This window comes from Bordetella genomosp. 13 (assembly GCF_007679965.1).
Classification (GTDB): Bacteria; Pseudomonadota; Gammaproteobacteria; order Burkholderiales; family Burkholderiaceae_B; genus Bordetella.
Genome location: NZ_VEHL01000002.1, coordinates 599,291 through 610,466 on the forward strand (window position 1 = coordinate 599,291; position 11,176 = coordinate 610,466).

Genomic DNA, 11,176 nt, shown 5'->3' on the forward strand with positions numbered 1-11,176 from the left:
AATGAATGTTTCGTTTTCAGAAAAAAGGTGGGAGATGGACAAGACCGACATGGGTATCCTGCGGGCCCTGCAGGAAGATGGGCGGGCTTCGGCGCAGCAGCTGTCCGACAAGGTAGGACTGTCGGCGGCGCCGGTCTGGCGCCGCGTGAAGGCGCTCGAGGCGGGCGGCGTCATCCGCGGCTACAGCGCGCAGGTGGACCGGCACAAGGCAGGACTGCCGGGCTGCATGTTCGTGCAGATCAGCCTGGAGCGGCATTCGGCCAGCACGGTCGAGAACTTCGAGCGCTCGGTGCGCGACGCGCCCGAGATCATGGAGTGCTATGCCGTCACCGGCGACTCCGACTTCCTGCTGAAGATATTGGTGGAAAGCCCCGAGGCCTACGACCAGTTCCTGCACCGCTTCCTGTTCAACCTGCCCGGCATCCGCCAGACGCGCACCATCGTGGCGCTGCGCGAAATCAAACACGAGGTGCGGCTGCCGCTATAGACGGCGGGGCAATTCCCTTGTTGGCGGCGCGATCGCGCCACCTGTATACTTGTACTGTTATCAATACAAGCATATAGGAGACAATGGTGACGACACCTATCCTGCGCACGGCACTCGGCAGCGTCCTGCTGACCGCATTGTTCACTTCCGCGGCGCCCGCCTGGGCCCAGAACAATCCTCCCGTCCGCCTGGTCGTGGGCGCGCCGCCGGGCGGCACCACCGACATCGTGGCGCGCGCCATCGCGCAGCACATGGGCACCGACCTGAAGCGCACCTTCGTGGTCGAGAACCGCCCCGGCGCGGGCGGCAACATCGCCGCCGACTACGTGGCCAAGAGCAAGAACGACGGCAACACGCTGCTGGTCACGTTCACCAGCTTCTCGATCAACGCCAGCCTGTACAAGAACCTGCCGTTCGATCCGAAGAAGGACTTCACTCCCATCAGCATGCTGGCCTCGGTGCCCAGCCTGCTGGTCGCCCGCAAGGACTTCCCGGCCAGCTCGATGCCCGAGTTCGTGAAGGTGGTCAAGGCCAGCCCGGGCAAGTACACCACCGCCATCGGCGCGCTGGGCTCGTCGCTGCACATGGCCGGCGAACGCCTGAAGATGATGGCTGGCCTGGACATCCTGAACGTGCCGTACAAGGGCACCGCGCCCGCCATGACCGACCTGCTGGGCGGCCAGGTGGACATGATGTTCGCCAGCTCGGTCACCGCCAAGCCGCACATCAAGGCCGGCACGGTGAAGGCCCTGGGCGTCACCAGCGCCAAGGGACTGGCCGAATACCCGGGCGTGGCGCCGATTGGCGATACCATCAAGGGATTCGAATCCAATGCCTGGTTCGCCCTGCTGGGCCCGGCCGACCTGCCGCCGCAGACGCTGAAGGACCTGAACGAAGCGGCCCGCAAGGCCGTCGACACGCAGGCCTTCCGCACCATGCTCGAGGCGGAGTCCGCCACGGCCGTCAGCAGCAGCCCCGAGGAACTCGGCGACTTCATCGCCAAGGACATCGCGCGCTACGCCGAACTGGTGCAATTCACCGGCGCCAAGCCCGAGTAAAGCGGGTCCGCCAGGAGTCCCATCCGTGTCCGCCAGTCCGCTGCCCCTGTATCACAAGGTCTATCTGCTGTTGAAGCAGCGCCTGGCGGCGGGCGACTTCTCGGGCGACGCGCCCATGCCCGGCGAGAACATGCTGGCCACCGAGTACGGCGTGTCGCGCCTGACCATCCGGCGTTCGCTCGAGGCCCTCGAGGCCGAGGGTCTGGTCAGGCGGCGGCAAGGCCGCGGCACCTTCGCCGCGCCCGCGCCGCAGCCGTCCGGCGGGCACGACTCCGACATCGACTCGCTGATGGCCCACCTGGCCGACATGGGCATGCAGACCCAGGTGCGGCTGATCGACCTGCAGATCGAGCCGGCCCAGCCCGCCGTCGCGACGCGGCTCGGGCTGGCGGCCGGCGCGCCCGTGCACCGCTCGGTGCGCGTGCGCAGCCACGACGGCCTGCCGTTCTCGCACCTGACCACCTACGTGCCCGACGACATCGGCCGGCGCATCCGCCGCGAAGACTTGGGGTCGCGCCCGATCCTGGGTATCTTCCGCGACCTGGGCGTGCAGGTCGCGCACGCCGAGCAGGCCATCTCGGCCGCGCTGGCCGAGCCGCACGAAGCGGCGCTGCTCGAAGTCCCGGTCGGTTCCGCGCTGCTGGCCCTGCGCCGCCTGGTGCGCGACGCCGAGGGCCGGCCGGTCGAACTGCTGCACGCGCTGTACCGGCCCGACCGCTACGAATACCGCATGGACATGCGGGCCCATGAAACGCCGGGCGAGCCGAACTGGCTGCCCGCGGGTGCCGGCCTGTCCGCCACTTCCTGAGTGAGGGTTCCCTTGAATTCCGCACATTCCTCGAAGGACGCATCCCGCCGGGACGCGTCCGCCGCGGGCCAGACGCTGGCCCAGAAACTGCTGTCCGCCGCAAGCGGCCGTGACACGGTGCAGGTCGGCGAGATCCTGAACTGCCGCGTCGACCTGGCCATGTTCCACGACTCCAGCGGCCCGCGCCGCCTCAAGCCCATGCTCGAAGAGCTGGGCACGGGCCTGTGGGACCGCTCCAAGGTCGTGCTGGTCATGGACCACTACGTGCCCGAGTCCGACGACGAGTCGCGCCGCATCGTGCGCATCGCCCGCGACTGGGCGCGCGACCAGGCGCTGCCGCACGTGTACGACTCGGTCGGCATCTGCCACGTGGTCGTGCCCGAGAACGGCCACATCCGCCCCGGCATGTTCTGCGTGGGCGGCGATTCGCATTCGCCCACCGGCGGCGCCTTCGGCGCCTACATGTTCGGCGTGGGCAGCACCGAGATGCTGGGCGTGGTGGCCAGCGGCGAAATCTGGATCAAGGTCCCGCAGACGCTGATGATGCGCTGGAACGGCCAGCTGCGCCCCGGCGTCACCGCCAAGGACATGGCGCTGCACATGATCGGCCGCTTCGGCATGAGCGGCGGGCGCTACCAGGCCGTGGAGTTCTGCGGCGAGGCCGTGCGCGCCCTGTCGATGCAGGAGCGCATGACGCTGTCCAACATGTCCGCCGAACTGGGTTCGCAGGTGGGCCTCGTGGCGCCCGACGATCTCACCGTGCGCTACCTGCGCGAGGCCGGCGTGCCCGAGGACCGGATCCCCGACGTTTCGGCCTGGCAGTCCGATGCGGACGCGCCCGCCGAGTGGTTCGACTTCGACGCCGCCGCGCTGGCGCCGCAGGTGGCCGCGCCGCACAGTCCCGCCAACGCGGCCGACGTGCAGGACTATCCCGGCACCGGCATCCAGGCGGCCTACATCGGCGCCTGTACCGGCGCCAAGCTGGAAGACCTGCGCGCCGCCGACCAGGTGCTGCAGGGCCGCCGCGTGGCCGCGGGCGTCAGCCTGATGGTGGCGCCGGCCAGCCTGCAGGACCAGCAGCAGGCCGAGCGCGAGGGCGTGATGGCGCGCCTGGTGCAGTCCGGCGCCACGGTGCTGCCCACCTCGTGCGGCGCCTGTTCCGGCTACGGCGGGTCCATCCCCGAAGGCGCCAACGTCATCTCGACCACGGCGCGCAACTTCAAGGGCCGCATGGGCGCGGACACTGCCCGCGTCTTCCTGGCGTCCCCGTACACCGTGGCGGCCTCGGCATTGGCCGGCCGCATCGCCGATCCCCGCGAGGTGCTGGCATGACCTCCGGCAACATGACTGCGCAAGTGGAAACAGGCCATCGCGCCTGGAAACTCGGCAGCGACGTCGACACAGACCAACTGGCGCCCGGCGCCTACATGAAGTTCGGCATCGACGAGATCGCCAGGCACTGCCTGCAAGGCGTGCGCCCGGAGTTCGCCGGCAGCGTGCAACCGGGCGACGTGCTGGTGGCCGGCGACAACTTCGGCATCGGCTCGTCGCGCGAACAGGCGGCCGCCGCGCTGGTCGCGCTGGGCGTGCATGCCGTCATCGCGCCCGCGTACAGCGGGCTGTACTTCCGCAATGCGTTCAACGTGGGCCTGCTGCTGCTGACCTGCGCCCGCGCCACCGAGATCGAAGAGGGCGAGCAAGTGCGCATCGACCTGGACGGCCCGGCCGTCGTGCGCGCCGACGGCACCGTGCTGCCCTGCGAGCCCATCCCGGGCTTCCTGCTGGACATGGTGCAGGCCGGCGGTCTGCTCAACCAGCTCAAGCGCCGCCTCGCCTCGGGCGAACTGGCGCGCCATCCCATGAAGGCGATATGAACCCCACTACTTTGAAAGCCAAGCTTGCCGCCGGCCAGACCATCCTGGCGCCCGGCGTCTACGATGCGTTTTCGGCCCTGGTGGCCGAGCAGGCCGGCTTCGAGGCGCTGTACCTGTCGGGCGCGTCCATCGCCTACACGGCGCTGGGCCGCTCCGACGTGGGCCTGACCACCTATACCGAGGTGTGCGAGACCCTGGCGCGCATCACCGAGCGTGTCGCCACGCCGGTCATCGTCGACGGCGACACGGGCTTCGGCAACGCGCTGAACGTGCAGCGCGCCGTGCGCGGCTTCGAGCGCGCCGGCGCCGCCATGATCCAGCTGGAGGACCAGGGCTTTCCCAAGCGCTGCGGCCACCTGTCGGGCAAGTCCGTCGTGCCGGTGCAGGAGATGTGCGGCAAGCTCCGCGCCGCGCTGGACGCGCGAACCGATGCCGACACGCTGATCCTGGCGCGCACCGACTCGCTGGCCATCGAAGGCCTGGACGCCGCGCTGGAACGCGCCGAGCGCTACCTGGAGTGCGGCGTCGATGCGCTGTTCGTCGAGGCGCTGCGCACCTCCGAGCAGATGGACGCCGCCTGCCAACGCTTCGCCAAGCGCGTGCCGCTGCTGGCCAACATGGTCGAAGGCGGCCAGACTCCCGTGGAAAGCGCCCGCGCGCTGGGCGAGCGAGGCTTTCGCCTGGTGATCTTCCCGGGTGGCACCATGCGCGCGGTGGCCCACATGCTGCAGGGCTACTACGGGAGCCTGCGCGAGCACGGCACCACCGCGCCGTGGCGCGAACGCATGCTGGACTTCGATGGCCTGAACGAGGTCATCGGTACTCCGCAGCTGCTGGAGCAGGGCAAACGCTACGAATGATTGCGGCGACTGTTGCGCAATTGCACAACTCGCCGCGCGTGTGCGGCCTATCCATTGCGTTGCGCCGCCACGCTAATTTAGAGTGCTTCCTGGTGCCGCCGCGTCGCATCGCGTGACGCGGCAAGTCATACGGGCAAGGGTCCCGAGGAAGTCATGAGTCGTTCGTTTTTGCCTTTGGCTGGCGCGCTGTGCGCCGGGTTGGTGCTGGCAGGTTGCGCGGTCCAGAAACCCACGGCTTCCAAGCCGGCCGATGCCACGGCGCCCGCCGTGGCCGCCGCCGCCGAACCGGTACGCTGCACCCCCGTGCGCGGCGACGATCCGATGGTCGGCACCTGGTATTCGGTCTCGCGTCCGCGCGGTTTCGCCGGCGATCTCCAGGCCCTGACGGTGCTCTCGCCCGATGGCCGCATGACCTACGAAACGCAGATGAAGGTGGGCCGCAAGACCCGTCCCGCCCTGCGCGAATCGGGTTGCTGGACGGTGGCCGACGGCGTCTACACCATGCGCACCACCGAATCCAACGGCGACATCGTCGATGCGGGCGATCCCATCTACACCAACAGCTACCGCGTCGAGAAGGTCGACCGCGGCCAGCTGAGGCTGCGCGAGATCCGCGGCAGCGGCCAAGTGCTCAGCGCCAAGCGCATGCAGCCGGGCTACCGCCTGCCCAACTGAGCCGGTTGGCGCACGGCGCGCCCGCGGCATGTCTGGTGGGCATGCCGCTGCGCACGCCTGCTACGCTCGTCCCCTGATGTAAGGTAGCGGACTTCCGCCACCGTCCCCGCTCGCGCCTTCATGCCCACGCCGTCCTCGGAAACCCGCGCCATCCTGTTGCTGGCCCTGGCGGCGTTCGTCAGCGCCTGCGCCTTCCGCATCTGCGATCCCATGCTGCCGCTGCTGGCCAAGGAGTTCGGCACCTCCACCGGCCAGGCCGCGCATGCCGTCACCGCCTTCGCGGTGGCCTACGGGGTGCTGCAGATGTTCTTCGGCCCGGTCGGCGACCGCTACGGCAAGTACCGCGTGGTCTGCGTGGCCACGTTCCTGTGCGCGCTGGGCAGCGCCGGCGCGGTCATGGCCGGTTCGCTGGACATGCTGGTGATCTGCCGCGCGCTGTCGGGCGCCGCGGGCGCCGGCATCGTGCCGCTGTCGATGGCCTGGATAGGCGACAACGTTCCCTACGAGCGCCGCCAGGCCACCCTGGCGCGCTTTCTCACGGGCACCATCCTGGGCATGGCATGCGGCCAGCTGGCGGGCGGCCTGTTCGCCGAGTCGCTGGGCTGGCGCTGGGCCTTCGGGTCGCTGGTGCTGGGCTATCTGCTGGTCGGCATGCTGCTGGTGCGCGAGGTGCGGCGCCAGCGCGCTCAGGGCGCTTTCCAGGGCGCCCAGGTCGCGGGCGCGGGAGGCGGTTTCATGGCCCAGGCGCGGCGCGTGCTGGGCGTGCCGTGGGCGCGCGTGGTGCTGTTCACCGTGTTCGTCGAGGGCGTGCTGGTGTTCGGCGCCCTGGCGTTCGCCCCGGTCTACCTGCACGAGAAATTCGGCCTGTCGCTGACCCGCGCCGGCGCGGTCGTCGCCGTGTATGCGTTGGGCGGACTGCTTTACACCGTGGTGGCCCGGGCCGTGCTCAGGCGGCTGGGAGAACGCGGCCTGGCCCTGGCCGGCGGCATGGTGCTGTGCGCGGCATTCCTGTCCTACCTGCTGGGCCCGACATGGCACTGGGCCATCGCGGCCAGCATCCTGGCCGGCTTCGGCTATTACCTGCTGCACGCCACGCTGCAGACCAACGCCACCCAGATGGTGCCCGCCGCGCGCGGCACGGCGGTGGCGTGGTTCGCGTCCTGCCTGTTCATGGGCCAGGCGGCGGGCGTCGCGCTGGCCGGGCCCGTGGTGGACGCCAGCGGCCCGGCGATGCTGTTCGGCATCGCGGCGGGACTGCTGCCGGTGCTGGGGTTCTTCTTCGCGGGGGCGTTGAAGGGGCGGGCTGCCCGGCCGGCTTGAGGCCTCAGCCTTCCTGCACCGCCGCCAACCGCTGCAGCACCAGCTCCTTGCCCAGCAGCGCCAGCACCGCGTCCACGGCCGGGGTCTGGGCGCGGCCGGTGACGGCCACGCGCAGCGGGATGGCCAGTTGCGGCATCTTCATGCCGCGGTCCGCCAGCACGGCCTTGATCAGTGCCGCGATGGCTTCGCGCGTCCAGTCGGTGTCGCGCGCGCGGGCGGCGAAGTCCGCCAGGGCTTCGCGGGCGGCCGGAGTCAGGTGCTGCTCGGCCAGTTCGGCCGGGGCGGGGGCGTAGGGCGCGCAGAACAGCATGGCGCTTTCGGCCAGTTGTTCCAGCGTCTCGGCGCGGTCCTTCAGCAGGCCGATGGCGCTGGCCAGGTCCACCGCCTGCGGATTGCCGCCGCGGCGGGCGATGCGCGGGGCCACGCGCCGGGCCAGTTCGGCGTCGGCCATCTCGCGGATGTAGTGTGCGTTGACCCAGTTCAGCTTCTTGGGATCCCATTGCGAGGCAGACTTCGACAGATGCTCGGTGTCGAACCACTGCACCAGCTGCTCGCGCGTGAACAGCTCGTCGTCGCCATGGCTCCAGCCCAGGCGGGCCAGGTAGTTGACCATGGCCTCGGGCAGGTAGCCCTCGTTGTCGTATTCCATGACGTTGACCGCGCCATGCCGCTTGGACAGCTTCTGGCCGTCCGGGCCGAGAATCATCGGCACGTGGCCGTACTGCGGCAGCGTGGCGCCCAGCGCCAGCAGGATGTTGATCTGGCGGGGCGTGTTGTTGACGTGGTCGTCGCCGCGCAGCACGTGGGTGATGCCCATTTCCCAGTCGTCGACCACCACGCAGAAGTTGTAGGTGGGCGTGCCGTCGGGGCGCGCGATGATCAGGTCGTCCAGCTCCGTGTTGTCGAAGCTGATGGGGCCCTTGACCATGTCGTTCCAGCTGGTGGCGCCTTCCTGCGGGTTGCGGAAGCGCACCACGGGCTTGCGGCCTTCGGGAATGGCGGGCAGCGTCTTGCCGGGTTCGGGACGCCAGGTGCCGTCGTAGCGCGGCTTGTCGCCGCGCGCGCGGGCGGCTTCGCGCATGGCTTCGACTTCCTCGGGCGAGCTGTAGCAGTGGTACGCCGTGCCCTGTTCGAGCATGCCGGCGATGACCGCGCGATAGCGGTCCATGCGCTGCATCTGGTAGAAGGGGCCCTCGTCGGGCTGCATGCCCAGCCAGTCCATGCTGTCCAGGATGGCCTGGGTGGCCGCTTCGCTGGAGCGCTCGACGTCGGTGTCCTCGACGCGCAGGACGAATACGCCCTGGTGGCGGCGCGCGTAGGCCCACGAGAACAGGGCGGTGCGGGCGCCGCCCAGGTGCAGGAAGCCGGTGGGAGAGGGCGCGAAGCGGGTGCGGACGATGGGCGTTTGGGCAGTCATGGATGGCGTGCGCTCAGGGCGGGGCACATGCCCCGCCTCGGGTATTGCGCGGCGGTTCTTGTTACGATGACCGCTATTTTAGAGTAGCCAAGCGAACTGCCATGCTGCGACACGCTCTCGCCCCGCTGTTCGAGCCCGGCTCCCTGCTCGTCGTGGCCGATCGTGCGCTTCCCGTGGCCTCGGTGCTGCCGGGCAGCGTGCGCGGGCGCGCCACCATCGTCGACTGCGCGCCCGGCCAGGCGCCCGAGATTCCCGAACGCTGCAACGGCCTGGCCGAGGGCGAGCGCCCCGACCTGGCGCTGGTGTGCGTGTCGCCGGCCGTCCTGCCGGAGACCTTGCGCCGCCTGGCGCCGCTGGCCCCGCGCGCGGCCATCCTGCTGCCGCACGAACTGCCCGATCCCTATCCCGGCGGCACCACGGCGCTGTGCCGCGCCTGGGCCGAGGAAACCGGCTGCCAGCTGCTGGGCCCGCGTTCGTTCGGCGCCCAGCGTCCGCACGCCGGCTTCAATTTCAGCCAGCATCCCACCCTGGCGCGCGCCGGCCGCGTGGCGCTGCTGGCCCAGTCGCGCTCGATCATGGCCGCCGTCATGGACTGGGCCGAGGACGTGCACATCGGGTTCTCGCTGACCGTCGCGCTGGGCGACACCGCGGTGGTGGGCCTCTCGCAGCTGCTGGATTACCTGGCCAGCGATCCGCGCACCGACAGCATCGTCATCTACCTGGAAGACGTCGGCCCCGCGCGCGAGTTCATGAGCGCGCTGCGCGCCGCCGCCAGCGTCAAGCCCGTCATCGTGCTCAAGGCCGGCCGCGCCGACCCCGACGGCGCCGACGCCGTGTTCGACGCCGCGCTGCGCCGCGCCGGTGCGGTGCGGGTGCGCTACTTCGTGCAGTTGTTCTCGGCGGTGAAGGTGCTGGCCTACAAGAACCGGCCGCGCGGACGGCGCGTGGCGCTGCTGTCCAATGGCAGCGGGCCTCCGCAGCTGGCGCTGGACCTGGCCGGGCCCGACACGCCCATCCTGAAGGCCGAGCTGTCGCCCGCCACGCGGCGCACGCTGGAAGGCATGCTGGAGCCCGACGCGCAGACCGCCAACCCTGTCATCACCTATCCGCCGCTGACCCCCGAACGCATCCAGAGCATCCTGGACGCACTGCTGGCCGACAGCGGCGTGGACGGCGTGCTGGTGCTGCTGGCGCCCGACGCGCTGGCCGACATGCCCGCCGTGGCCAGCCAGCTGGCCCAGATCGCGCCCAAGGCGCGCAAGCCGGTGGTCTCGTGCTTCATGGGCGATGCAGGCATGCGGCCGCTGCGCCGCATGCTGGACGACGCGGGCACCTCGGCCTTCCGCACCCCCGAATCCGCCGCCGACGCCTTCGGCGTGCTGGCCACGCACCACTACAACCAGCAACTGCTGCTGCAGACCCAGCCGCCCGAGCCGCCCAGCCTGGCGCCCGACATCGCGGGCGCGCGCGCCATCGTCGAGCGCGCCCGCGCGCAGCAGCGGCTGGAACTCGAGCCCTCGGAGGCCCGCGCGCTGCTGGACACCTTCCTGGTGCCCTTGCGCGCCGCGCCGCGCGACGTGCTGCCCAGCGAGCCCGAATCCCGCCCCATGGCCATCCGCGTGCGCCGCGATCCGCAGTTCGGGCCGGTGATCCGCTTCGGCGCCGGCGGCGACGACGCCGTGTTGTCGCCCGTGGATCGCGGGCTGGACCTGCCGCCGCTCAACGGCTTCCTGGCGCGCCAACTGGTCGAGCGCAGCCGCATCTGGCGCCGCGTGCTGGCGCCGCAGGTGGGCGGCATCGCGGCCGAGGCCTTGCAGCATGCGCTGGTGCAGGTGTCGGAGCTGGTGTCCGAATTGCCCGACGTCGAATCGCTGGACATCGACCCGCTGTACGCCGGCGAGACCCAGCTGCGCGCGGCGGGACTGCGCGTCACGCTCAGCCGCGAACCCGCCTGCGAATCGCCGCAGCAGAGCGGCTATCCGCACATGGCCATCCATCCGTATCCGTCGCGCCTGGTGCAGGTGCGGCGCTTCGAGGACGGCGCGTCATGGGTGATCCGCCCGATCCGCCCCGAAGACGGCCAGCCGCTGCAGGACTTCATCCGCGGCCTGTCCGAGCGTTCGCGCTACATGCGCTTCGTGTCGATGATGCGCGAGCTGACGCCGCGCATGGTGTCGCGCTACACCCAGGTCGACTACCACCGCGAACTGGCGCTGGTGGCGGCCACGCAGGTGCCCAATCCGGCCAACCGCGGCCACCCGCACGAAGTCATCATCGGCTTCGCGCACTACCTGCGCAATCCGGACGGACGCGGTGCGGAATATGCGTTGGTGATCGGCGACGACTGGCAGCGCCGCAAGCTGGGCGGCCAGCTGATGCGCGCGCTGATCGAGGCGGCGCGCGAGCAGGGCCTGGAATACATCGACGGCCTGGTGCTGTCGACCAACCGGCCGATGCTGACATTGATGACGCGCCTGGGCTTCACCAACGACGCGGACCCGGAAGACCCGACCATGCGCCGGGTGTGGCTGAACCTGCGCTAGCTGTGATGTTCCAATAGGTTGTTCACCCGGAAGAGTCTGGGAAACTGGAGTTCTCTACGCTTCAGTGACTCAGGAAACTCGACCGGATGAACAGCCATAAGAATGCCAGACTTACGCCGCATGGTCGTCACTTG

General features: G+C 70.1%; 10 protein-coding genes. 9 read left to right on the forward strand and 1 reads right to left on the reverse strand.

Annotated features, from left to right (window positions below; genetic code table 11):
• Positions 1–34 precede the first annotated feature (34 nt).
• From FS845_RS08580 to FS845_RS08615, 8 genes are all read left to right on the forward strand, one after another.
• The gene (locus FS845_RS08580) at positions 35–487 is read left to right on the forward strand and encodes an Lrp/AsnC family transcriptional regulator (protein ID WP_144632728.1); all 453 of its coding nucleotides are present in this window, start codon (positions 35–37) and stop codon (positions 485–487) included.
• 101 nt (positions 488–588) lie between these two features.
• Complete coding sequence (locus tag FS845_RS08585) at positions 589–1,545, forward strand: Bug family tripartite tricarboxylate transporter substrate binding protein (protein WP_409929277.1); 957 nt, start codon at positions 589–591, stop codon at positions 1,543–1,545.
• A gap of 25 nt (positions 1,546–1,570) precedes the next feature.
• A complete protein-coding gene (locus FS845_RS08590; protein WP_144632734.1) occupies positions 1,571–2,353 on the forward strand; it encodes a GntR family transcriptional regulator in 783 nt (260 codons plus the stop codon).
• A gap of 12 nt (positions 2,354–2,365) precedes the next feature.
• A complete protein-coding gene (locus FS845_RS08595; protein ID WP_144632737.1) occupies positions 2,366–3,685 on the forward strand; it encodes a 3-isopropylmalate dehydratase large subunit in 1,320 nt (439 codons plus the stop codon).
• 11 nt (positions 3,686–3,696) lie between these two features.
• On the forward strand, positions 3,697–4,227 hold the full coding sequence (locus tag FS845_RS08600) for a 3-isopropylmalate dehydratase (protein ID WP_409929278.1): 531 nt from the start codon (positions 3,697–3,699) through the stop codon (positions 4,225–4,227).
• Positions 4,224–5,087, forward strand: coding sequence for an oxaloacetate decarboxylase (locus tag FS845_RS08605; RefSeq protein ID WP_144632740.1), 864 nt, complete (start codon positions 4,224–4,226; stop codon positions 5,085–5,087). The genes FS845_RS08600 and FS845_RS08605 overlap by 4 nt, the downstream gene beginning before the upstream one ends.
• A 153-nt stretch (positions 5,088–5,240) precedes the next feature.
• Positions 5,241–5,762: a hypothetical protein gene (locus tag FS845_RS08610; protein ID WP_144632743.1), complete on the forward strand. Its 522-nt coding sequence runs from the start codon at positions 5,241–5,243 to the stop codon at positions 5,760–5,762.
• 120 nt (positions 5,763–5,882) lie between these two features.
• Positions 5,883–7,082 (forward strand): MFS transporter, encoded by a 1,200-nt coding sequence (locus FS845_RS08615; protein WP_144632746.1) that lies wholly within the window; start codon positions 5,883–5,885, stop codon positions 7,080–7,082.
• Between the two features lie 4 nt (positions 7,083–7,086).
• Here FS845_RS08615 and gltX read toward each other — a convergent pair whose 3' ends face one another.
• Positions 7,087–8,499 (reverse strand): glutamate--tRNA ligase, encoded by a 1,413-nt coding sequence (gene gltX / locus FS845_RS08620; protein ID WP_144632749.1) that lies wholly within the window; start codon positions 8,497–8,499, stop codon positions 7,087–7,089.
• A 101-nt stretch (positions 8,500–8,600) separates the two neighbouring features.
• Here gltX and FS845_RS08625 point away from each other — a divergent pair, with 101 nt between their 5' ends.
• On the forward strand, positions 8,601–11,042 hold the full coding sequence (locus FS845_RS08625; RefSeq protein WP_144632752.1) for a GNAT family N-acetyltransferase: 2,442 nt from the start codon (positions 8,601–8,603) through the stop codon (positions 11,040–11,042).
• The last annotated feature ends 134 nt before the right edge of the window (positions 11,043–11,176 follow it).